This is a genomic window from Xenococcus sp. PCC 7305 (assembly GCF_000332055.1).
In the GTDB taxonomy this organism is placed as follows: domain Bacteria; phylum Cyanobacteriota; class Cyanobacteriia; order Cyanobacteriales; family Xenococcaceae; genus Xenococcus.
On sequence record NZ_ALVZ01000211.1, the window covers coordinates 34,215 to 58,339 of the forward strand.

20 protein-coding genes and 1 other RNA gene are annotated in these 24,125 nt (G+C 40.8%); 16 read left to right on the top strand and 5 right to left on the bottom strand.

Annotation, left to right across the window (positions count from 1 at the left end):
* Window positions 1–107: 107 nt before the first annotated feature.
* The gene (locus XEN7305_RS17700; RefSeq protein WP_006510857.1) at window positions 108–5,729 is read left to right on the top strand and encodes a translocation/assembly module TamB domain-containing protein; all 5,622 of its coding nucleotides are present in this window, start codon (window positions 108–110) and stop codon (window positions 5,727–5,729) included.
* 56 nt (window positions 5,730–5,785) lie between these two features.
* Entirely contained in the window at window positions 5,786–6,421 is a 636-nt protein-coding gene (gene hisH / locus XEN7305_RS17705) for an imidazole glycerol phosphate synthase subunit HisH (protein WP_006510858.1), read from the top strand.
* A gap of 90 nt (window positions 6,422–6,511) precedes the next feature.
* Here the strand turns inward: hisH and XEN7305_RS17710 are convergent, their stop codons facing one another.
* Window positions 6,512–6,790: a hypothetical protein gene (locus XEN7305_RS17710; RefSeq protein WP_040898452.1), complete on the bottom strand. Its 279-nt coding sequence runs from the start codon at window positions 6,788–6,790 to the stop codon at window positions 6,512–6,514.
* Window positions 6,791–7,444: 654 nt separating this feature from the next.
* Here XEN7305_RS17710 and bchL point away from each other — a divergent pair.
* The 3 genes from bchL to XEN7305_RS17725 all read left to right on the top strand — a co-directional run bounded on the left by bchL (window position 7,445) and on the right by XEN7305_RS17725 (window position 10,324).
* On the top strand, window positions 7,445–8,305 hold the full coding sequence (gene bchL / locus XEN7305_RS17715) for a ferredoxin:protochlorophyllide reductase (ATP-dependent) iron-sulfur ATP-binding protein (protein WP_006510860.1): 861 nt from the start codon (window positions 7,445–7,447) through the stop codon (window positions 8,303–8,305).
* Window positions 8,306–8,413: 108 nt separating this feature from the next.
* Window positions 8,414–9,817, top strand: coding sequence for a ferredoxin:protochlorophyllide reductase (ATP-dependent) subunit N (locus XEN7305_RS17720; RefSeq protein ID WP_006510861.1), 1,404 nt, complete (start codon window positions 8,414–8,416; stop codon window positions 9,815–9,817).
* Between the two features lie 84 nt (window positions 9,818–9,901).
* A complete protein-coding gene (locus tag XEN7305_RS17725; RefSeq protein WP_006510862.1) occupies window positions 9,902–10,324 on the top strand; it encodes a DUF29 family protein in 423 nt (140 codons plus the stop codon).
* A 116-nt stretch (window positions 10,325–10,440) separates the two neighbouring features.
* On the opposite strand, the gene dnaN is transcribed toward XEN7305_RS17725, so the two are convergent.
* Both dnaN and XEN7305_RS17735 read right to left on the bottom strand, forming a co-directional pair.
* Window positions 10,441–11,649 (bottom strand): DNA polymerase III subunit beta, encoded by a 1,209-nt coding sequence (gene dnaN, locus XEN7305_RS17730; protein WP_006510864.1) that lies wholly within the window; start codon window positions 11,647–11,649, stop codon window positions 10,441–10,443.
* A gap of 186 nt (window positions 11,650–11,835) precedes the next feature.
* Window positions 11,836–12,474, bottom strand: a complete 639-nt coding sequence (locus XEN7305_RS17735) for a hypothetical protein (RefSeq protein ID WP_006510865.1) — start codon at window positions 12,472–12,474, stop codon at window positions 11,836–11,838.
* Window positions 12,475–12,654: 180 nt separating this feature from the next.
* Between XEN7305_RS17735 and msrB the strand changes: the two genes are divergently transcribed.
* From msrB to XEN7305_RS17760, 6 genes are all read left to right on the top strand, one after another.
* On the top strand, window positions 12,655–13,074 hold the full coding sequence (gene msrB, locus XEN7305_RS17740) for a peptide-methionine (R)-S-oxide reductase MsrB (RefSeq protein ID WP_006510866.1): 420 nt from the start codon (window positions 12,655–12,657) through the stop codon (window positions 13,072–13,074).
* A gap of 43 nt (window positions 13,075–13,117) precedes the next feature.
* The gene (locus XEN7305_RS17745; protein WP_006510867.1) at window positions 13,118–13,930 is read left to right on the top strand and encodes a tetratricopeptide repeat protein; all 813 of its coding nucleotides are present in this window, start codon (window positions 13,118–13,120) and stop codon (window positions 13,928–13,930) included.
* 51 nt (window positions 13,931–13,981) lie between these two features.
* Window positions 13,982–14,079: signal recognition particle sRNA small type (gene ffs / locus XEN7305_RS26875), an RNA gene on the top strand.
* A 137-nt stretch (window positions 14,080–14,216) separates the two neighbouring features.
* On the top strand, window positions 14,217–14,414 hold the full coding sequence (locus XEN7305_RS17750) for a hypothetical protein (protein WP_006510868.1): 198 nt from the start codon (window positions 14,217–14,219) through the stop codon (window positions 14,412–14,414).
* A gap of 331 nt (window positions 14,415–14,745) precedes the next feature.
* Entirely contained in the window at window positions 14,746–15,837 is a 1,092-nt protein-coding gene (locus XEN7305_RS17755) for a type I restriction endonuclease (RefSeq protein ID WP_006510869.1), read from the top strand.
* A 112-nt stretch (window positions 15,838–15,949) separates the two neighbouring features.
* Window positions 15,950–18,037, top strand: a complete 2,088-nt coding sequence (locus XEN7305_RS17760) for a M3 family metallopeptidase (protein ID WP_040898467.1) — start codon at window positions 15,950–15,952, stop codon at window positions 18,035–18,037.
* 229 nt (window positions 18,038–18,266) lie between these two features.
* Here XEN7305_RS17760 and pdxH read toward each other — a convergent pair whose 3' ends face one another.
* Together pdxH and XEN7305_RS17770 are read right to left on the bottom strand one after the other, a co-directional pair.
* A complete protein-coding gene (gene pdxH, locus XEN7305_RS17765) occupies window positions 18,267–18,908 on the bottom strand; it encodes a pyridoxamine 5'-phosphate oxidase (RefSeq protein WP_006510871.1) in 642 nt (213 codons plus the stop codon).
* 35 nt (window positions 18,909–18,943) lie between these two features.
* Window positions 18,944–19,672 carry an SIMPL domain-containing protein gene (locus XEN7305_RS17770; protein WP_006510872.1) on the bottom strand — a complete coding sequence of 243 codons (729 nt, stop codon included), beginning with the start codon at window positions 19,670–19,672 and terminating at the stop codon, window positions 18,944–18,946.
* A gap of 124 nt (window positions 19,673–19,796) precedes the next feature.
* Here XEN7305_RS17770 and XEN7305_RS17775 point away from each other — a divergent pair, with 124 nt between their 5' ends.
* From XEN7305_RS17775 to XEN7305_RS17790, 5 genes are all read left to right on the top strand, one after another.
* Window positions 19,797–21,071, top strand: coding sequence for a pitrilysin family protein (locus XEN7305_RS17775; RefSeq protein ID WP_006510874.1), 1,275 nt, complete (start codon window positions 19,797–19,799; stop codon window positions 21,069–21,071).
* Window positions 21,072–21,079: 8 nt separating this feature from the next.
* On the top strand, window positions 21,080–22,345 hold the full coding sequence (locus tag XEN7305_RS17780) for a pitrilysin family protein (protein WP_006510875.1): 1,266 nt from the start codon (window positions 21,080–21,082) through the stop codon (window positions 22,343–22,345).
* A gap of 223 nt (window positions 22,346–22,568) precedes the next feature.
* The gene (locus XEN7305_RS17785; protein WP_006510876.1) at window positions 22,569–23,036 is read left to right on the top strand and encodes a hypothetical protein; all 468 of its coding nucleotides are present in this window, start codon (window positions 22,569–22,571) and stop codon (window positions 23,034–23,036) included.
* A gap of 174 nt (window positions 23,037–23,210) precedes the next feature.
* The gene (locus XEN7305_RS29120) at window positions 23,211–23,384 is read left to right on the top strand and encodes a DUF6444 domain-containing protein (protein WP_006510877.1); all 174 of its coding nucleotides are present in this window, start codon (window positions 23,211–23,213) and stop codon (window positions 23,382–23,384) included.
* A 41-nt stretch (window positions 23,385–23,425) separates the two neighbouring features.
* Window positions 23,426–23,746 carry a type II toxin-antitoxin system HicB family antitoxin gene (locus XEN7305_RS17790; protein ID WP_006510878.1) on the top strand — a complete coding sequence of 107 codons (321 nt, stop codon included), beginning with the start codon at window positions 23,426–23,428 and terminating at the stop codon, window positions 23,744–23,746.
* Window positions 23,747–24,125 lie beyond the last annotated feature (379 nt).

Sequence of the window (24,125 nt, forward strand, 5' to 3'; positions counted from 1 at the left end):
AAAGCAAACCAAGTACAGAAAAGATTGAGAAACCTAGGATAAGATTGACGAGAAGACTGAGGTACTGGGAAAATCCTATTTTTAATTTAATGTTGATCGCATAATTAATGAAGCCGACCAAAGAGTGCCAAAAAGACAAAAAATCTCTCAAGAAAACTGTACGGTGGCAGAACTGGTTGGCGATCGCATTCCTGGTTTTATTAGGTCTTTATGGGACTGGTTCTGTTGTTGCTTGGTATTTTGTTCAAACAAAGTTAATTCCCCTGATCGAAGTAGAACTGGGTAAATACCTACATCGTCCGGTCACTATTGGCGATTTGCAAAAATTATCTTTAATGTCAGCTCGTTTTGGGCCAAGCACATTACCGGCAACTCCAGATAATCCAGACCGTGCCGAGATTGATGCGGTGGGTGTGAAGTTTAATTTAATTCCATTTATTATAAAAAAAAACCTGCCCCTCGAAGTAAATCTCATTCGTCCGAATCTCTATATTGAACAGAATGATCGCGGAAGTTGGACTCCTACTAATTTTGGCTCGGGAGAAGGCTCTGGGGAAGGAATTCAAATTGATGTCAAGGCGATCAACCTCCAACAAGCTGATATCACTTTGGTGGCGCGTCAACCGGAAACCAAAAAACTGAATCCTCCTGTGCAGGCCAAATTCAATTCAGGAAAAGTCAATTTTCTTAATAATGGCAGGTTGATTAGGTTTAAAGTTCAAGGAAAATTAAACCAGGGAGGAAAAGTTAAGGTTACGGGAGAAGCGATCAATAATGTTATTGATTTGGTAGTTGATGGCAAAAAATTGCCCGCCACAGAAATTGAAAATCTTTTAGCTTTACCGATCGCCCTGGAAGAAGGCCATGTCAACGGCAAAATAGGGGTCAAACTCACAGGTGCGCCAATTCCTGAACTTGATGGCAAGATTAAACTAAATGATATTACTCTGGGCATTCCTGGTTTAACTAATACTTTTGCTAAAAGTAATGGTCAACTATATTTTGATGGCTCTCAACTCAGATTAGAACGCGTCGCAACCCTCTTTGGAGAAGTTCCAGGAGTCGCTAATGGAACTTTAGATATTGCAGGAGAGGGAAATTATAATCTCAATGCCAAAATTAAACCTATAGATAGCAATCAGGTTTTAGCAGCTTTAGACTTGGAATCTCCTGTTCCCCTAACAGGTAAAATCGTCGGGGAATTAGCGATGTCAGGAGTTTTAGAGAATCCTCGCATCGAGTTTGGCATTGCTAGCACAACAAAGACTCAAATCGACCAACTTGATTTCCAAAAAGTTCAGGGCAATTTGGTGCTTCAAGGAAATAATCTTGTGATCCAAGATTTTACGGGAATACCCGAACCAGGAGGAAAAATACAAGCTCAGGGACTGATTAAACTCGATGCCAGCCAGAAAGTTACGTTAAATGTTCAAGGGTCAGATTTAGTTAGCGAAGAAATTGCCAAAAGCTACAACACCAAACTACCTCTAGAGATTGGTTTAGTTAACGGGAAGGCTCAGCTTGATTTTTCCGCCGATGATTTGAGCACCTTTCAAATTAGCAATGGCAAGGGGAATTTTGTTCTCGGAGCGGGGCTCGTGACCCTCAATAATCTAAGCTATCAAGATCGGCAATGGCGATCGCAAATTCTGGCATCTGATGTCAGGTTTGATAGTCTGCCTTTCGGTAAAGATGTCCCCGAAACTATTGGTGCGGGCTTAGTGAACGGAAGTTTCAGTGCCACAGGATACATCAATGATCCGAATCTCCAAACTGTGGTTGCTGAGGGAACAGCTACGGTTAAGACAGTTGGGGGGACAATTCTATCTCCTCAAATTAATCTAGCATCTGGCATTTGGCGAGGTGATTTTACGACTAATCAGATCAAACTCAGGCAATTATTCCCTGAAGTCCCCGCCGAATTTAATGATCAAATTAAGGGTGATGTCTTTTTGACGGGAAAAGTCAGTGAAGCTCCAGGAACAGAAACTACGATAACTGGGGAAGGAAATCTCCAATTAGCCACAGGAAACCTGAGTCTATCTGATTTGAGAGTCACAGGGAATAATTGGAGCACGATCGCAGATGCCCAAAATTTAGAACTCAAACAATTAAACTCCACAACTCCTGAACAGTTTGCTGGTTTGATCAATGGCAATTTTAATATTTCGGGAACCATTGACAATATTACTCCCTCAGGAATTATCGCCACCGGAGATGGCAGTTTAACACTGCCGGAAGGGATTTTTGCGGCCCAGAATTTGGCGATCGCAGATGGTAATTTTAAAACAATCATTATTCCCCAAGGAGTAGATCTAAGTTTATTTGCCGATCCCAATTCTGATGATTTGATTCTTGAAGGAAATCTAACCGGAGAATTAGATGTTGCGGGGCAGGTGGAAAAAATAGATCCCACTGAGATTTCGGCGATCGGGAATGTCAGTTTTAGTCGTGGTATTGATTTGCTCGAAGACGCTTTTACGGCTGAGGTTATTTGGGATGGCTCTCGCTTAGATATTCTCCAAGCTACAGGAGATAACCTTGATACCAAAGGTTTTATCGAACTAGATGAAAGCTTCTTTGATAATATTCCCGATAAATTAGCAGCCGTTAATTACTTTGAATTCGATGTCACCAGAGCTAATTGGATTGATATTAATCGACTCAAACTTACTCTTCCTAGCTGGGCCGTCAATTTAACTAAATCTGGCAGGTTTGATTTTCGAGGTCGCTTGAGTGGTACGCCCTCATTAATGAATATTGATGGGGATCTGACAATGCGTGAATTTGTTGTCGAATCCTATACTCTGGCCGAAAATTTGTCGGGTACAGTGCAAATTAATCCCAACTCGGGAATTAATTTAGATTTGCGAGAATCTTTGAGTGAGCAAAACCAACAAATCCAATTACAACTTGATCGCAATTTTCTGCCTCAGTTTTTCTCTTTACAACATCCAGAATTTTCTGTGGTCGGTAAGGGAAAACAAGAGATCTTGCAAGCAGAAGTAACCAACTTCCCCCTAGAATTGCTCAAAATCATCGCGCTCAAAAGTCCTGATTTCGATATTCCCGAAAATATTGCTGCTCAACCCTTACTGGGGAGACTATCCGGCGATTTTACCTCCAATCTTAATACCCTCGATACTTCGGGGCAAAACCTGGTGATTACCTCCCCCACTTTCGGTCGCTTTAATGGGAGTCAAGTTACAGGAAGCTTTGACTACGCTACTAATTATCTCGCCATCGAAGATGTCAAGTTTACCCAAGGAAGTAGTGTTTATCAATTAAAAGGAGATGTTATCCAAAAAGACGATGATATTGGAGTGAATGGTATTGTCTCAGTCGAAAAAGGAGAAATACAAGATGTTTTAGTCGCCCTAGAAATTTTTGAGCTTAGAGATATCGGCAATTTTTCCGGCGATCGCAAATATAGTGATTTCTCAGATTTGGAACTTGATACTAATCCCCCAAGTATTGGCAAAAATACCAAATCATTGTGGGAGGAAATAGAGTTGTTATCGAGAACCCAATATAACTTAGATAAGCTGGAGCAGGAACGACAAGAATCCTCTTTTCTCCCAGAACTAAAAGATCTCAAAGGTGGATTCAATGGCGAAATAGAAGTTTCAGGTTCTCTCAATCAGGGTATTACCGCAGACTTCCAGTTCCAAGGTCGACAATGGCAATGGGCGAAGCGTCAAACAGGAGAATCACTGGAAGACAATATTTTTGCGGAGGAAATAACTCTAAAAGGAGATTTGCGTAACAATGTTTTAACCATACTTCCCTTAAAAATTTATTTCCCAGATAAACGCCCCCTGAATACTAGGAACCAAGAAATCCTGCAACCCCAACTAATTATTACCGGAAGCTTAGGGGGAGAAAATCTCTCGGGCAAAGTAGATCTGCATGATATTCCGATTGAACTAATTGAACAAGTGGTGACTCTGCCCCCTGAAATTGCTTTCGGTGGCACTATCGACGCCGAAGCGACAATCACTGGGAAGCAGGAAAACCCCAAAGGGAAGGGAGAATTAATCATTCGCGATGCGACCATCAATCAAGACTCGATTCAATCGACCGAAGCCTATTTCGATTACAATAATGCCCTTTTAACGTTTAGTGCTAGTAGTATTGTTGCGCCAGAAGCCGAACCTTTAACTATTAATGGCCAGATTCCCTATCAATTGCCCATTGCTAGTACCCCACCACAAAGCGATCGCCTTAAGGCAAGTCTCAATATTAAAGACAATGGTCTAGCTATTATCAATATCCTCTCAAATGGCGAAATTAATTGGCTCGATGGGCAGGGAGAAGTCGTCTTAGATTTACAAGGGAAGTTTGATCAAACGACAAATCAAGCCAGTCAGCTGACAGCAGAAGGCACAGTTAATCTTGAGCAGGGAAAAATAGAGGTCAGAAGCTTGCCCGATGAGCAACTAACCGAGGTTAACAGCAAAATTAATTTTGATTTGGACCACATTTCGGTAGAAAACTTTATTGGTAATTTCGGTGGAGGTAAAATTTCCGCCGGAGGCACCATTCCTTTAACTCGCGATAGCATTCAAGAAAATCCTCTGACAATTAATCTTGATGATGTGGCGATCGACCTTAAAGGACTATATCAAGGTGGAGTCCAAGGAAGTTTACAAATTTTGGGAACAGCGACTGAACCTGATATCACAGGCTCTATCGACTTACAAGATGGCATATTTTTGCTCAGCAATACCACTGCTCCTGTTGAAGATAATCCAGATTCCAACCCTGGAGAAAATAATCTAGATCCCAATACAGAAGAAGAAGAAAAGAATCCAGATTCCAACACAGAAGAAGATAATCCAAATTCCAATACTGATTCTAGAATTTCAGCTCAAGAAGAGGGATTAGCTGCAGCAGTCGAATATAAAAACTTACAACTTCAGCTGGGAAAAAATATTAAGATCAGTCAGCCTCCTATTTTAAACTTCTTTGCCACAGGAACCCTTGATCTTGAGGGGACTTTCCTTCAGCCCCTTCCCGAAGGCACGATTAATGTCGAACGAGGACAGGTGAATCTCTTCACCACTCAGCTAAACCTGGCGCAGGGTGAGGAAAACACAGCCCGATTTACCCGTAGCAACGGACTTGATCCTTTTCTAAATATTGATCTGGTTGGTTCTGCGATCGAAACTAAGCAAAATAGTGTTGTTAGAGACTCTTTGTCCTCAGAAATTGAGGATAATCCTACCTTTAGCCTTGGCACTCTCGACACTGTGCGCATTTCAGCTAAGGTTGAAGGGTTAGCGAGTCAGATTGCTAATAAAATACAACTTACTAGTAGTCCTCCCCGCAGTCAAACGCAAATCTTGGCGTTATTAGGTGGTGGTTTTGTGGACACCTTGGGCAGAGGAAGTAGCACTTTGGGGTTGGCAAATTTGGCAGGTTCGGCATTGTTTGGTAGCTTGAATTCAGAGTTTAATGATATTTTTCCCATTGGTGAAGTCAGACTTTTCCCGACACAAATCATTGATGAAGATCAAGAACGCGATCGCCGTGATGCCTTGGCTGGGGAACTGGCAATTAATGTTACCGATAAATTTTCCTTTTCTGTGCTGAAAATCCTCAATATTGGTGAGATTCCAGCGCAAGTGGGGATTCGCTACAATTTCAACGAGAATTTTGTGCTACGAGGTTCTACCAACTTTGACGATGAGAGTCGTACGATTTTGGAGTACGAATTAAGATTCTGAGACTTCTACCCTCGTCTATAATTAATTCAAGAAGTAATAATTCAATGAGGTAGAGCGTGGCGACGATCGCAGTAATTGACTACGATATGGGGAATCTTCATTCTGCTTGTAAAGGTTTAGAGAAAACAGGGGCAACCACCAATGTAACCGATTCCCCGGAGGATATTGCCCAAGCAGATGCGGTAGTACTACCTGGAGTAGGTGCTTTCGATCCCGCAATGCAGCATATTCGCGATCGCAAGTTGGCAGAACCCATCAAACAGGCGATCGCATCAGGAAAGCCTTTTCTGGGAATTTGTTTAGGTTTACATATTCTTTTCGAAGGCTCAGAAGAAGGCTCGGAAGCGGGATTGGGAATCATTCCTGGGAGAGTCAAGCGTTTTCGGAGCGAACCAGGAATTACGATTCCCCATATGGGTTGGAATCAATTGGAGCTGACCCAACCAGGTTGCCCCTTGTGGAAAAACATAGATCCTAATTCCTATGTTTATTTCGTTCATTCTTATTATGTAGACCCGATAGATAAGGTTGTTGATGCTGCCACCGTTACCCATGGCTCCCAAACCTTTACAGCTGCGATCGCAAAAGATAATCTAATGGCCGTCCAATTTCACCCGGAAAAATCTTCTGACGCTGGCCTACAAATACTATCTAATTTTGTCAGCATGGTAAAAACTGCCGTGCTTATTTAATTGATTTTTGCCACGTACACTCTCCTCGGTCTTAAGGTACATCAGGAAAAAGCGAACTTCTGCCCTCTGCCCTCTGCCTTCTGCCTTTATTTAATGTTCTTGGCTGAAATTTGGCAGTTGGATTTGGTTTGATGCTTGTCCAACGGTTTTTTGGCGAATTAGCCGAAGATTTGCCAGATAGGCATCATGAAGGGTTATATATCTTTGAAGTAAATCGTCATATTGCGATTCTAGTTTTTGATGCTTTTGATGGCCTCGAATCATCCTGACGAACAATTGCCAGACAACCATCTTGGCCTGCTCTGGATGCTCCTCCAAATAGCGTTTTAAGTTTTCTTTTTCAAATTCTTGTTCGATAGTTAATTTCATCGTCATAAATTGCGATCGCATTAGCAATCAACAGTAAATAATCTCTTACTTTTGATCTATGTTCTCTGCCTTGTCTCCAATTTCTCTTTTTTCCCTGAGACTTCAGCCAGAAAATACTGAGAATTTTCTCAGATTACATCTTTAATTGATTAGGTAACTGCAAAATTTATTCTTAATTTACAAAAAAGATTATTTACCTGTCTCCGCGAAATTTTAATTCTCATCTCAGTCATGATCGTAGGTAAATTATGCAGTAGCCTGATTAACTCTCAAGTCTTGTAAAACAAAGATCACAGCGATCTGTAGTCCTGGTGCTCTAGTGATAAATACTCAAGAGCTATCTTTGATTTCTCAGGGTTTGCGATCGCACTTTTGAGAAATATTCAGTATTTTGTCTTTTGTTGTTATTTATATAAAAATAAGACATAAAATTTATTTATGGCATATTATATATTCTGACAAGGTCTCTCAAAGTATTTCAAATGTTCATGATACTTTTAGAAACTACATAATCCGATTAAGTTTGATTTTGAATCTTCCCAAGGCTTTATTTTTCGGTATTAATAAGTAAATAATTGACTTAACGAACCAAAACAAATTTAAAACAATTTCCTCTGGTCATAGGAGGGAAGATAATCAGGAGAGATTAACAACGTGGGCAAACAAATAAGATTAGCAGTTTACGGCAAAGGCGGAATTGGCAAATCTACAACTAGCTGTAATATTTCCGCAGCCTTAGCCAAAAGAGGCAAAAAAGTTCTCCAAATTGGTTGTGACCCCAAACATGACAGCACCTTTACCCTTACAGGTTTTTTAATCCCTACGATTATTGATACCCTACAAGAAAAAGACTTTCATTATGAAGATATTTGGCCCGAAGACGTTATCTATGAAGGTTATGGTGGAGTAAGCTGCGTTGAAGCTGGGGGCCCTCCTGCTGGTGCTGGCTGTGGTGGTTATGTTGTCGGGGAAACTGTCAAACTGCTCAAAGAGTTAAATGCTTTTGATGAGTATGATGTCATTCTCTTTGACGTTCTTGGCGACGTAGTTTGTGGAGGATTCGCTGCACCCCTAAACTACGCCGACTATTGCTTAATCGTTACTGACAATGGTTTTGATGCCTTGTTTGCTGCTAATCGGATTGCCGCTTCGGTTAGAGAAAAAGCGAGAACTCATTCCCTGCGTCTTGCAGGTTTAATTGGGAACAGGACTTCTAAGCGGGATCTTATAGACAAATATATCTCCCATGTTCCTATGCCCGTACTGGAAATCTTGCCTTTAATTGAAGACATTCGAGTATCTCGGGTTAAAGGAAAAACCCTATTTGAGATGGCAGATAAAGATCCTGCTCTTAGTTTCGTTTGCGATTATTATCTCAACATAGCCGACCAAATTTTGGCACAACCAGAAGGAGTTGTCCCCAATGAGTCACAAGACAGAGAATTATTTAGTCTGCTATCCGATTTCTATCTCAATCCCACCAAGCCCAAAGAAGAAGAATTAATGATGGTCTAAATCAGTTAACAGTTATCAGTCATCGGTAGGGGTGAATGGCCATTCGCCCGTACATATTTTTATCAGTCAGCATCTTAAAAAAAGAAGTATAGAGGAGAATATAAAAACATGACCGTTGCCGAAACACCAAGCGCATTGAACTTTGAATGCGAAACTGGAAATTATCATACCTTTTGTCCCATTAGTTGTGTTGCTTGGCTATATCAGAAAATAGAAGATAGTTTTTTCCTCGTAATTGGCACCAAAACCTGTGGTTACTTCCTGCAAAATGCTATGGGAGTAATGATTTTTGCTGAGCCTCGCTACGCTATGGCGGAATTGGAAGAAGGAGATATTTCTGCCAAGCTCAATGATTACGAAGAGTTAAAAAGATTATGTCAGCAAATTAAGCGCGATCGCAACCCCAGTGTGATTGTTTGGATTGGGACTTGTACCACAGAAATCATCAAAATGGATCTCGAAGGTTTAGCTCCCAGATTAGAAGCAGAAATCGGTATTCCCATCGTTACAGCTCGGGCGAATGGCTTAGATTATGCTTTCACCCAAGGAGAAGACACCGTACTCGCGGCAATGGCGCATAAATGCCCGAAAGAAGCTCCCAAAGAAGAAGCTGAAAAAACTGAGCGCAATGCGATTTCCAAATTAATGAACTTTGGACGCAAGAAAGAAGATATCACAGCAGGCGACGCTGAATATGTGGATCATCCTCCCTTGGTTTTATTTGGTTCCTTGCCCGATCCTGTGGTTACAAACCTGACGTTGGAACTGAAAAAACAAGGTGTCAAAGTATCTGGTTGGCTGCCTTCCAAACGCTTTACCGAATTACCTGTCATCGAAGAAGGTTATTACGTATCTGGGGTCAATCCTTTCCTCTCTCGCACGGCAACAACTTTGATGCGTCGTCGCAAAACCAAACTTATTGGTGCACCCTTCCCCATTGGACCTGATGGCACTCGGGCTTGGATTGAGAAAATCTGTTCCGTCTTTGGCATTGAACCCCAAGGATTGGAAGAAAGAGAAGCGAAAATCTGGGAAAATCTGGAAGATTATATTAAGCTAATTCGCGGTAAATCTGTTTTCTTTATGGGAGACAATCTTTTGGAGGTTTCTTTAGCTCGTTTTCTGATTCGGTGTGGCATGACTTGTCCTGAAATTGGAATTCCCTATATGGATAAGCGTTACCAAAAAGCAGAGTTGGACTTGCTGGAAAAAACCTGTAGTGACATGGGCGTTCCTCTCCCAACTATTGTGGAAAAACCCGATAACTACAATCAACTACAACGGATTAAAGACATACAGCCTGATCTTGTTATTACTGGTATGGCCCATGCTAATCCTTTAGAAGCTAGAGGCATCAATACTAAATGGTCTGTGGAATTCACTTTTGCTCAAATTCACGGTTTTACCAATGCTAGAGATATTTTAGAGTTGGCAACTCGTCCTCTGCGTCGCAATAATAATCTCAAAGATTTGGGATGGGATAAGTTAGTGAAAGAAGAAGCTAAAGTTTAGTTCTTACAATTTAGTGACAACATGAAAATAGAGATATGGTTAGACTGTGTCTCTATTTTTGCTATCTAGATTTACCATTAAATTATGGAAGAATTACTAGACCTCAAACAATTATTGCTACAAGGAGATATTAGGGGTTCTCTTGCTTTAGTAGAAGATTTAGAAGAAATGGGACGCAAAGCGATTATTGATAAAATTCGTAGCTATGCCATTATTCTTCTTCTACACCTGATTAAACAACGAGCAGAAAAAAGAACTACTAAATCCTGGGATGTTTCGATTCGTAATTCAATTCGTGAAATTCTCAATGCTAATAAACGACGCAAAGCTGGTGGCTATTACGTACCCTTGGAAGAGTTAAAGGAAATTCTAGTCGCAGCCTATCCTAATGCTTTGGATTTAGCTTCTCTAGAAGTAGCATCGGGAAGTTACGAACCAGAAGAATTGGCCACAATGGTCAATCAAGATGCAATTATTGAGTTTGCTTTGTCAAATATAGCTAATTGAAAATTATGGCAATTGCTCTTATTCTTGACTAATATGATTTACAAGAAAATCAATAAATGTTTGAACCCTTAGAGAATGGCGTCGATTTGGTAGATAGAGAGCATAAATTCCTATGTCTAGCTCCTGATTTGAACTGGCATAACTAAATAGGTCATAAGATAGCCATTTACTGGCGTGAAAATTACTGGTTGATTCCATTCATTCAATTGCATTTTTATATCGTTTGCCGATAAGGCTTTGAGCCCATCCATCAGATATTTAATATTAAAGGCAATATCAACATCTTCCCCCGTAATTTCTGCGGGTAATGATTGGGTTGCACTGCCAATATCCTGGGCATCTACAGAAAGTATAAGTTCACTATTGGCAGCATTTAAAGTGAATTTAACGATGTTAGTTTTTTGTGCGAGGACGGCTACTAGCTCTAAACTACTTAAGAGGCTTTTGCGATCGCAAACTAGATTTCGCGTAAAATTGGCAGGAATTAATCTTTGGTAAGGAGGATAAGTGCCGGTCAAGCGCATCGTCGTTAAAATGCGATCGCCAAGTTCAAACAGAATTTGGGTTTCGTCATAACAGATTTTCACGGTTTTACTGGTGTGGCTGCCATCGGTCAGCATTTTCTCCAGCTCCCGTAGAGCTCTTGCGGGAATGGTTACCGAAAAATCTGCCAGGTTGATCATCAGTTGATCTTCTGCGATCGCATTGGCTCCTGCATCATCTTCCGTATCTTGATCATTAGTCAAGGAAGCTTGCAAAACCGATAAACGGTGACTGTCAGTTGCCGCAAATTCAAGAAATTCCTTGTTATCTTCTGATGCTGCGAGGTGAACTCCTGTGAGAATCTGCTTCGAGATTTCGGTACTCGCGGCAAACAGGCAACCCTTTAAGCCTTCTAGCATAGTTGCGATCGGCAAATCGATAATATCTTCATTATCAACAATTGGCAGTTCGGGGAACTCTGCTGCGTCCATGCCATTAAGTTGAAACTTCCCCGAAGCTGAACTCAAAATCGCCACTAAACCACCAGTTTCTTCATCACTTTCTCCCCAAGAAAGAGTGATTTCCATTTCTGGTAGGCGAGACACAATGTCATTAAAAAACTTTGCAGGTAAGGTAATGGTGCCATTGGCGCTAACTTCGGCGGGGAAACTAGTGCGAATCCCCAAGCTACCATCAAATCCAGTCAAGGTGACTCTTTGGGTTGCCTCATCGGCGAGGAGTAAAACATTTCCTAGGACTATTGGTTCAGGACGAGAAGGGACGACACGGCTCACAAAAGCAAGCTGACTTTTGAGATCACTTTGACTGCAAACAATTTTCATATTGAGTAATATGGTGTTGAATGTTAGATGTGTTATAGCAATTCTTGTACTCGTGTGGCACAATAAACCCGAGTTTTTTGGGAATAGGGAATAGGGAACAGGGAACAAGAAAGAAAAATATTTAATGGTTAATGGCGTTCCCTTGTGCCTGGCGGCGGCGGTGCGGGGTAGCCCGTCAATGATAGATTATTCGTTCTTTCCTTGATAAGTTTCTCTCCCTGCGACACTTTCGATCGCCGCTAACGCTGCGGCTGATCCTGCCATAATATCTCTTTCTTCTCCGCCCAAATATAATCTACCAAAACTTCCCACCGCAGTTACTTGCAAAATATTAATCAAAGCGGCTTTTTCTGCTTCATTTGCTGCCAGAGCGGCATAGGCTGCGGGCTGTACTTCCAACACATATAAGGTTTGTCCTTCGAGCAATAATTGTCCTCGACGATTACGATTAATCAATTGGGCTTGGTAAGCATCGATATTGCGAATAATTTGACTAGAAACCACCTTGGGCTTGAGTCCCTCGCTCTGATTTACCCCCAAGGCTTCTAAAATAGCTCTACCCGCAGCCTTGACTTCTCCTTGTCTATTGGAATGAATTTCTAGCAAACCATATAATCTCTCAACAAATTGCACCCCAGGTCGCACAACGGCAGCTTTGAGGGCCACATCCGTAATGCGGTTAATCTCAATTCCAGGAGAAATCTCGATCCACAAAGAAGCATCTCCTGGAAGAGGTAGAAAGCCCAAAGCTACAGTGCCAATATAAGCTGCATGTTGTGATTGTAAGCGATCCAAATAAACGTAACTGCGCAGTTCTACACCCAAAATTATTTTCCCCTGAATTAAAACCCAATCTCCAGCTAAGCAAGTCTCAGTGCAGTTGTAAAGTAAACTCTTGGATTATCAAATCAGATGTGTGTTGCAATGGGGGAAAGTTGTTAAGAAATCAGGATCTTGCAATAATTTAACAGTAAGGCAAATTTAAAAAATTTTAAGATCCCCATTATGGCAATCTCTTCCAACGAATACGACGTTCAAAAAACCGAACAAGAATGGAAAGCAACTCTCTCTCCAGAACAGTTTCGCGTTTTGCGCAAGCATGGTACAGAAAGAGCAGGCACTAGTCCTCTAGACAAAGTTTATGATGAAGGTCATTATGAATGTTCCGGCTGTGGCACAATATTGTTTACCTCGGAAACTAAGTTTAATAGTGGCACGGGATGGCCTAGTTTTTATCAACCCGTAGAAGGCGCGATCGCGACCACCACAGATCGTTCCTTATTCATGGTCAGAACAGAGGTTCATTGCAGTAATTGTGGTGGACATCTTGGTCATGTCTTTAACGATGGCCCCAAACCTACAGGTCAACGCTATTGTATTAATGGAGTCTCTCTCAATTTTGTGCCAAAAAATTCAGAGGGCTAGAACACACATTGATTTAGGTATATTTTCTTTGGGAGATAGTGTAATGCGCCGTTGGTTAATATGTCTGTTGTTAATCGGTTTGTGCTCATTGTGGGGGATCAATGCCCCCGCATTTGCTCAATCAGATAAGGTCTATATTAGCCAAGAGAAACTCGAACAGGGAGACGCGATCGCAAAAAAAGCTTTTCAAGCTGCTAATCAAGGTGATTTTGCCCAGGCAGAAGACTATTGGACAGAATTAATCGCTGATTTTCCCAGTAACCCGGCGGTCTGGAGTAATCGCGGCAATGTTCGGGTGATTCAGAATAAATTGGATGCTGCGATCGCGGATTTTGATCAGGCGATCGCAATTACGGATCAATATGCCGATCCCTATCTCAATCGGGGCATTGCTTATGAGTTAAAACAAGATTGGCCCCATGCGATCGCCGACTACAATCGAGTATTAGCTATTGATCCTCAAGATCCTGTGGCCTACAATAATCGCGGTAATGCTGCGGCTGGACAACAGAGATGGCAGGATGCTTTAGCTGATTATCAACAGGCTACCGCGATCGCTCCTGACTTTTCTACGGCCCGCTCTAATCTTGCCCTAGTCACCTATCAACTTGGCGATCGCAAAGATGCCTTACAACAGGTCAGAAATTTGGTTCGCAAATATCCCACCTTTGCCGATGTGCGAGCTGCGATCACCGCAATACTCTGGGTGGATGGGCAACAAGGAGAAGCCGAAAGCAATTGGGTTGCAGCCGTCGGGTTAGATCCTCGCTATCAAAATTTGGATTGGGTTGCCAGCATTCGTCGTTGGCCTCCAGCAATGGTTGAAGCTTTGGAGAAGTTTTTGACTCTCGATTGAGAATTGACTAAATTCTGTAACGACAACCACAATTATGTTATCTTATTAATTGACTCGGACCCACGCAGTTTTAACGCCCAAACTTTGTCAGGACCTGACGGTAGCAGCAATACGGGATGCTTAGGACAGGCGTGGATTTCGGGTCTTTTTATTGGACTTCGTCCTTGAAGGCAGAGGGCAGAAGGTTTAAATTTACTTCTTATTTATTTTGCTTTTAGGAAAACTTTTGATTCTAAAGGTGTAGTTGGAGATAATATGAGACGAGTTAAACTCAGCAGATTCCCCCATGAAAACTCTGTACTCCCTCATTTCTGGCTTATTTTTTTGTAATGCTCTAACTTTTGCCGCCACAGCACAAATTACTGTTGACGGCACAACAAACACTAGTTTGACTCCTCTTGATAATGGAGTGCAAATTGATAATGGCGATCGCGCAGGGGGGAATCTCTTTCAACGTAAGTTCGATGAGTACAAAATTTACTAGTTCTGAGTAAGGATCTAGGGACTTAGGGATTTGGGGATTTAGGAAAAAGCCTATTACTTCGTTGTTCAACTTGGGAAATTTAATCAACAAAAAATTCGTCGAACTGACGTTGACTTAATGTTTTAACCTTTTTGGATAGCGCAAGTGTACGCGATCGCGAAGAGCTCCGCTTTGCATAGCCTCATGTTTCAGTGATTATAATTCTAGAGATTAATTTTGATATTTTTCGCTATTGACTGACTATAAATCTTGTTCTTGATTTGACTTGTTTTGGGAATAATAGTTTTATCTACTTATTTACTACTCACACAAGAGATAAGAGCGTATTTTTATGGATTTCATTGATCGTGTTAAAGCATTTGCAGCTTCGGTTCCACAGAAATTAGACAGTATAAAGACAGAAGAAGCTACTAAGAATTTTTTAATAATGCCTTTTATTCAGCAGATATTAGGATACAACCCGTTTGATCCTAATGAACTTATACCTGAATATGATGCTAATGTAGGAGCATCGAAGAAGTTTAAATTAGACTATGCGATACTTCAAGATGGTCAACCAGTAATCTTAGTGGAGTGCAAATGTTATGGCATAGACATTAACCATGACAGGCATTACACCCAATTATTTAGCTATTTTGCGTCTACTGATGCTCGCATTGGCGTTTTAACAGATGGGGTTGTATATCATTTTTTTGCAGATCTTGATAGGAATAATAGAATGGATAAAAAGCCATTTCTTGTAATAGACTTACTTAATTTAAATGAATCGGTTATTAAAGAACTGTCTAAATTAACCAAATCTGCCTTTGATGTTAGTAATGCTATCAGCTCTGCCTCAGAATTAAAGTATGTAGGTGGAATAAAAGCTCTTTTAAGGCAACAGTTAAAAGCACCAAATGATGAATTTACGAAATATTTTTTCAGAGAATTATGCCCTGAAAATGCCTATACAGGTAGATTGAAACAAGATTTTCTTGGGTACACTCTCAGAGGAATTAAGGAGTTCATTACTGAAGAGATGAAAAATCTTTTGGATGATGCTGTTAATCCACCTAAAGTAGACCCAAAAGATGATCTAGAGGACTTACATACAGGAGAAAAAACTGAATTTACTGAAGATGAACGGGATGGATTTTACATTCTCAGAGGAATTTTAAGTTCGGTGGTAAAACCTTCTAGAATTACGTATAGAGATACACAAAACTACTGTAATATCCTTTTAGACAATAATGGTAGCCGACAAATTGTACGCTTACATTTTAATAATCCGAAAAACAGGAAATTAGAAATTTATTCAATAGATATCAATGGAGACAAAAGTTCGGAAAAAGTTTCTATTGTAGAACTGGACGAAATTTATAAGCATGCAGATCAGTTTAAAGCGATTGTAGATGCTTATGAACAAAGGACATTGGCAAAATAACTCTCATCAAAAAGTATATTTCGGTTATCCCAACTCTCTATCTCTTTCACTCTCCAATCAGATCGCGTTACAGTCAAAAGATATTAAAGATGTAAATCACAATATCTCATATATGACAAACGCAACCATTACAGAAAATCCCTTATTAATCGGCAAAGGCTTACCACCCTTCGACAAAATCGAATCATCCCATGTAGTTCCAGCCATAACCGAAATACTTAAACAACTAGAAACAGATTTAACCAACCTCGAAGCCAATGTAAACCCCAGTTGGTCAGGTTTAGTCGAACCCCTTACCGCCATGGAAGAAAAACTCGGCTGGAGTTGGGGTATTGTCGGGCATCTCATGGGCGTGAAAAATAGCCCCGAACTCAGAGAAGCCTATGAGACAATGCAACCTGAAATTGTCAAATTCTATAATAAACTTTCCCAAAGCAAAGCTCTCTATGAAGCTTTTAAAGAACTACGTAACAGTTCAGACTGGGATAACTTTGAGCCTGCCCAACAACGTATTATCGAATCTTCCCTCAGAGACTTTGAACTATCTGGTGTCGGACTAGAAGGCGAAACCAAAGACAAATTTAACCAAATTCAATTAGAACTTGCAGAATTATCCACTAAATTTTCTAATAACGTTCTTGATGCGACCAAAGCTTTTAAACTAAAACTTACTGACAAAAAAGATGTTGAAGGTTTACCCGGTAGTGCTTTAGGTTTGATGGCACAAACTGCTAAAGCAGAAGGCGAAGAAGCCGCAACCCCTGAAGACGGCCCTTGGGTAGTGACCTTGGACTATCCTAGCTACATCCCCTTCATGAAATATGCCACTAGTAGTGAGTTACGAGAAAAACTCTATAAAGCTTTTCTCTCTCGTGCCTCCAGTGGAGAATTAGATAATAATCCCAATATCGATCGCATTTTAGAATTGAGAAAAGAAAAAGCCAATATTCTCGGTTTTGAAAGTTTTGCCGAACTTAGCTTAGCTCGCAAAATGGCTCCTAATGTTGCAGCAGTCGATAAACTTTCCGAAGAACTGCGAGTTGTCAGTTACGATGCAGCACAGCAAGAATTTGCAGAATTAAAAGCTTTTGCAGGAGTAGCAGAGCTCAAGCATTGGGATACAACCTATTGGTCTGAAAAGCAAAAAGAAGCCAAATTTGATTTTAAAGAAGAAGAATTGCGTCCCTATTTTCCCTTGCCTCAAGTTTTGGAGGGTTTATTTGGTTTAGCGAAGCGAATTTTTGGCGTAATAATCACCCCTGCTGACGGAGAAACCCCAGTATGGAATGAAGATGTGCGTTTCTTCCAAATTAATAATGAACAGGATGAAACTATTGCTTACTTCTATCTCGACCCCTATTCTCGCCCAGCGGAAAAACGCGGTGGAGCTTGGATGAATGATTGTGTTGGTAGGGCCAAAATGACAATAGAGGGGAAAACTTCTACTCGTCTTCCTGTCGCTTATCTAATCTGTAATCAAACTCCCCCAGTAGAAGATAAACCAAGTCTCATGACCTTTGGAGAAGTAACCACTCTCTTCCATGAATTCGGTCACGGCTTACAACATATGCTCACCACCATTGATTATGTTGGTGCCGCAGGGATTAATAACGTGGAATGGGATGCGGTGGAATTGCCTAGTCAGTTTATGGAAAACTGGTGTTACGATCGCCCGACCCTTTTCGGAATGGCTAAACATTATGAAACTGGTGAGACTTTACCCGAAGAATATTATCAAAAACTGCTCGCTGCGAAAAATTATATGAGTGGCTCTGGAATGTTGCGTCAGTTGCATTTTGGATTAGTCGATATTGAACTGCATCATCGTTATCAACCAGGCGGCTCCCAAACTCCTAGTGATGTTCGTCATAAAATAGCTGAGAATACTACTGTATTAAAACCATTGCCTGAAGATAATTTCCTTTGTGCCTTTGGACATATCTTTGCTGGCGGTTATGCAGCGGGTTATTACAGTTATAAATGGGCAGAAGTCCTTAGTGCTGATGCCTTTGCCGCTTTTGAGGAAGTTGGTTTGGACAATGAAGAAGCTGTTGCGACGGTAGGCAAAAAATATCGTGATACCGTTCTTTCTTTGGGAGGCAGCCTACATCCGATGGAAGTATTCAAAAAATTCCGTGGAAGAGAACCTCAAACCGAACCATTATTGAGACATAGTGGCTTGTTGGCGACGGCATCTTAGACTGGGGAATTTATTTTAGGTTTTAGGTGTTAGGTGTTGGGTTTTAGGTTATAAGAAAGATTTTCTCTTTGTTGTTTTATTACCTGCTTCCTAACGCGTAACACTTTAAAATCCTGGCGTTGTTGAATCCAGATATGAATTCGTTTCGCGCAAAGGCGCAAAGACGCAAAGAAAGAAGCAAAGAAGATTAGTCCAAAATTCTTTCATGTTTTAACCAAAATCCTTAATCTCAAGGGGCTAATCTTTGGATATCCCAAGAAGATTTAGCATCAGAGCGAGAATATAAAAAGCGATCGTGTAGTCGATTTGCTCTGCCTTGCCAAAACTCAAAACGAGCAGGCACAACCCGATAACCACCCCAAGCAGAAGGTATGGGAATTTCTTGGTTGTGAAACTTGCGTTTAACCTCATCAAATTTTAGCTCTAGCATTTTACGAGAAGAAATAACCGAGCTTTGTTGAGAACACCAAGCACCAATTTGACTACCTCTGGGGCGAGTCGCAAAATATTTTAGAGATTCGGCAGTAGAAATTTTGGCAGCAGTTCCCGAGATTTGTAACTGACGTTCTAAAGCTTTCCAGAAAAACAACAGCGATACTTGGGGATTAGCTTCGATTTGCAGAGCTTTTGTGCTTTCGTAATTAGTAAAAAAGACTAATCCTTGGTGATCGAAATATTTTAAAAGCACCATCCGTTGTGAAGGTGAATAGGTAGGGGAAACTGTGGCTAAACTCATGGCATTAGGATCAGGGAGATTGGCAGCACAAGCTTGTTGAAACCAAAGTTCAAATTGCTTAAAGGGATCACCCTCAAGTTCTTCTCGACTAAGACCTTTGAGGGTATATTCTTGCCTTAAATTGCTGATATCCATAAGTCTAGTAGGAATTTTGCTTAAATCAATCTAAGTTAATATTTAATATGCAAGGTTACAAAGGCCGAAACTTTTTGTTCACCACCAATGACTGGCGTGTTCACATCCGCAGAGGCGGCGGATAATCGCTCGCCACGAACAACAGGAGGAGACGCAACCTTGGCTCCATTAATTTCGATTCCTATAACTTCTTGAGCAGTAAAGTTTAAAGCTTGCAAAACAGCATCGGCCTGTGCCTGAGCATCTAAAGTTGCTTTGCGCAGTGCTTCTTCTTGGGCTGCGGCTAGGGTCTCCACTGTTGCTGTAAATTGAATACCATTGATCCTGGTGGCTCCAGCTTTGACTGCTTCATCTATCAAAACTCCAACTTGTTCGGTTTTGAGTTGAAAACTGACGGTATTTGTCGCAACATAACCAACTAAAGTTCGGCTGTTATTGCTGTATTGATAGTTGGGTTGTAGGCGAATTCCAGTAGTTTTTAGCTGTTCGACATTCCGAGATTTTAGTAAATCTACCACTGCCGATGTCCGTTCGGCGACTTCTTGCTGTACTTCTTCGGCATTTTTTCCCTGAATCTCGACCCCCAAATTTACTTCAGCAATGGTTGTTGAGACCATTTCGATGCCTGTTCCTGTTACGCTTAGAGTCCGCAAAACTTCCTCTTGTGCGATCGCAGGAAGAGTAGCAACACAACAAACAGCGCTAACGATGATTGGTATTGACCAGAGGAATTGACGGGGCGGTAATATTTTTTTTATCTTCATCACAGTTATGGGCGAATTGCATCGCGATTTTTATAATTTGGACAATATTTTGTAGCAAATTTGACAAGTTGGGCGGATCACCAAAAGTTACCATAGTCTAATATTACAAAAATAGTAACAATTAATGGTACAGCTATTGCCAAGTCCAGAACTCGCAGAATTGCCAGCTAAGATATTCACTTTGGACAATGGATTAACCCTAATTCATCAACATTTACCGGTTACTCCAGTGGTTGTGGCGGATGTTTGGGTTCGAGCGGGAGCAAGTGCAGAGCCGGAATCTTGGTCAGGAATAGCTCATTTTCTAGAACATATGATCTTCAAAGGTTCTCCTGAGGTCGCAGTTGGAGAGTTCGACTGGGTGATTGAGAATACGGGAGGGATTGCTAATGCAGCGACTAGCCATGATTATGCTCATTTTTATCTAACTACGGCGAATAGTCATATCGCAGAAACTTTACCTTATCTGGCGAATATTCTGCTCCAAGCCAGTATTCCCGATGAAGAATTTATTCGTGAACGAGATGTTGTGTTAGAAGAAATCCGCTCTAGTTATGACGATCCTGATTGGTTGGGTTTTCAAACTTTGTGTCAAACTCTCTATCAGAGTCATGTTTACAAAAGATCGATTTTAGGAGACGTAGATCTCTTGATGCAGCACACTCCAGATTTAATGCGCTGTTTTCATCGCACCCATTATCAACCGGAAAATATGACTCTGGTTTTAGTGGGGGGAATTGAAGCCGAGTCTGCGGTATCTATGGCAAATCAAGCTTTTTCTCAGTTTAGTCTCCGTTCGGAATGTCCTCGATCGCCGATAGAAGCAGAACCGCCATTAATTGGGGTTCGTCGTCACGAATTGCAGCTGCCCCGTATTGAACAAGCTCGTTTATTGATGGGTTGGATTGGCCCTGGTATTGAGGATCTCGAAGTTGGGGTCGGTTTAGACATGCTTTCTGTGATTCTTGCTGGCGGGCAATGTTCTCGATTGGTGCAAGAATTGCGAGAAGAAAAACAACTTGTTTTGGATATTTGTGGTCAGTTTTCCCTTCAAAAAGATTCGAGTCTGTTTACGATTACTGCTTGGTTGGAGCCTCAATATTTAGATAGGGTAGAAAAGATTATCTGCGATCGCGTTTGGCAATTGGCTAATGAGCCGCTTCTGGAAGTTGAACTGGCTAGAACCAAGCGCTTACTCCTCAACGACTATATATTTTCTACAGAAACCCCAGGACAATTGGCAGGCATCTATGGTTATTACAATACGATCGCAACGCTAGACCAATGTACTTCTTACCCCGCAGTTATTAAGAAAATCACAGCAGAAAAATTGCAGCAGGTTGCGGATTTATACTTGTCCCCCGAGCGCTATGCTAGTGTGATATTGAAACCTTGTTGAAATCTTTAATGTCTCTGAAAACTCACTCTGCTCAGCAAAATATTCACCGTATTGTCCTCCCCAATGGAATCACCCTTTTGATCGTAGAAAATCAAGCGGCAGATCTGGTGGCAGGTCGTTTCTTTTTTAAAAATGCTGGTTCTATTGTAGAAAGTCGCGATCGCGCAGGTCTTTCTAACTTGGTCGCCTCGGTAATGACCAAAGGAACTCGGAACTTATCTGCTTTAGAGATTGCTGAACAAGTAGAATCCATAGGAGCTAGTCTGGGTGCCGATGCGGGAACAGATTATTTCCTATTGAGTCTTAAAGCAGTCTCGGGAGATTTTACCCCTATTTTAAGATTGCTGAGCGAGATTATTCGTTTTCCTAGTTTCCCCATAGAGGAAGTGGAACTTGAGAAAAAATTAACTCTACAAAATATTCGCTCACAAAAAGAACAACCTTTCAATGTCGCTTTCGATGCCTTGCGACGCCATATTTATGGTCAACATCCCTATGGAGTTTCGATCCTAGGGACAGAAGATACAGTTTCCCCATTAGAGCAAAGTAATCTTCAGGAATATCATCAGACCTATTTACGTCCCGATAACCTCACTATTAGTGTTTCTGGTCGCATTAACCAAGAATCAACTGTTCGCCTCATTGAGGAAATGTTTGGTGATTGGCAAATACCTGATACGAAAGTTGCGATCAATCTGCCTCTGGCGATTAATTCTAAACCTTCAGAAGTAGTTACCCAACAAGAAACTCAGCAATCCATTGTCATGCTGGGATATCTTGGCACAGCAGTAGATAGTGCCGATTACCCTGTTTTAAAGTTGTTGAGTACCTATCTAGGAAATGGGCTTTCTAGCCGTTTATTTGTGGAATTACGAGAAAAACGCGGCTTAGCCTATGATGTCTCAGCTTTTTTCCCCACTCGTTTAGAACCTGCTTTTTTTGTAACCTATATGGGGACAGCGCCGGAAAATACGGAAATCGCGATCGCGCTTCTACAGGAAGAAGTTGAGCGACTAAGCAACATCGAGCTCAGTGAATCGGAATTACAGGGAGCCAAGAATAAACTTTTAGGTCAATATGCGTTAGGCAAGCAGACCAATAGTGAAATTGCCCAGATTTATGGTTGGTATGAAAGTTTAGGTTTAGGTATAGATTTTGATCGCCAATTTCAAGAATCAATCGCGCAAGTTACTTCTCAAGAGGCGAAATCTGTAGCCAATAAATATCTGGTAAATCCTTATATTTCCGTTGTTAAACCATCTTTAAATAATTAAAACATGTTCAGTCATAATTTCCTGAATATACTGTCGATAAGTTTCTAGGGTATCCATTGTCCGATTACCTCCTGCTCAATTAAATATTGTCTTCTGCACTACGTGAAGAATTGTATCTAAATGCATAAAATTGTCGTGATTTTCATAAGTAAGTAATGTCGGGTCTGATTTAAAACATAGATTCTACAAGAAAAAAATCGTTAATTAATTCAGGAAAATTAATATGAACTTATCAAAAAAATTGTTGCAGTCGTTGAAGGTTGTAGCTGTTACTCTAGCGTTTTCGCTGCTCTTCTTATCTCAAAATGCGATCGCACAAATTAGCATTCCTCCAATTATCAGAATGTTTGATGTTCCAATTGAAGGAGGCTCATTTAAGGTCGATGTTCCTGCAAAGATTGAAAGCAATGCCAGAGTTGGCTCTGCAATAGTTTCTTTACCTAAAGGGGAAAGTGGAGTAATTAATAACATCGTAATTACTGGACCCGATGGAAGCCGTGAATTTGGTTGTAGCGATATAAAAGTACAAAATGGCACTGATTTGATTAAAACCTGTGGCGGCCCTGCTTATTTAAAAGCTGGAAAAACAACATATAAGGCCAAAGGAAGCGGTTTTAGCTCAGAACGTACTGTTGAATTAGGTATTGACTTATCTATTACTCCATCTCGTGCTTTTGATCCCAATGTGTAATCAAGAAGCAATTTTTAAATAACCTCTAGCGTATTTTGTTGATAGTTAGTAGTTTATAAGCTGTTAACTATCAATTGTTTTTAAAGTAGTAATAATTTAAAAATCTCGTAAAGGTCCCAGACTGTAACGAAAAAAAGTGAGTAAAAAGGGAGATCCTGTTCTAAAATCAGGAACATGAGTGGAGAAATTGAAATTGCGGGAATAAAAATTGCCAAATCAGATGGGGATGCCACGCCAAAGAGTGTACAAGCAGTGGTAACAGTTCTGAGCGAGCGATTAGCGACAATAGAAGAGAAAATCAAGCAAAATTCACAGAATTCATCTCGACCTCCCTCAAGCGATGCGTAACTGTTCCAGATTTACCTGGCTGCTTTTCTGCTGGGGACAGTATGAAAGAAGCTGTGCAAAATGCTGTTGAAGCAATTGAGTGTCATGTAGAAGGAATACTTCTTGATGAAGAAGATTTGCCAACTGCAAAAGACATCGAGGAATATGTTTCACAGCCAGATTATCAAGGTGGAACTTGGGCATTGGTTGAGGTAGATTTATCCAAACTTGGTGGAAAAATTCAACGTGTTAATATTACAATTCCAGAGCGAATATTGGGTAAGATTGATTCCTTTGCGAATCATTCACATCAAACCCGATCTGGGTTTTTAGCTGATGCAGCACTTGAATATATGGACGCACATTCAGACCATAAAGTTTAATATAACGTGCGAAATGTGGGCTTAAGGTAATTGCTGAAGGTATCGAACCCGCTACTAAATTAGCTCAAGCCTCTGCCACAGTCTTACCAAAAATCTTACTGTTCTTTGGTTTGGGCAGTTGATTAGAATTGACAGGAGACTGACAGTTATAATCGATAAATGTATGATAATGTCTGCAAATTTTTAGCTGAAAGCTTCAGTAATGATTTTGCTCAACGTGAGTTCGACGAAAATTTGAGAGAAAAGAAAGGCTGACATTGTATACTCATAATAAGCAGAATTAGAGAATCTCAGCTAATTTTATGATGACATCAAGATTAGATATCACAGCAATTTTTTGCGACGTAGATGATTTTTGTCTCCAGTGGTCAAAACTATG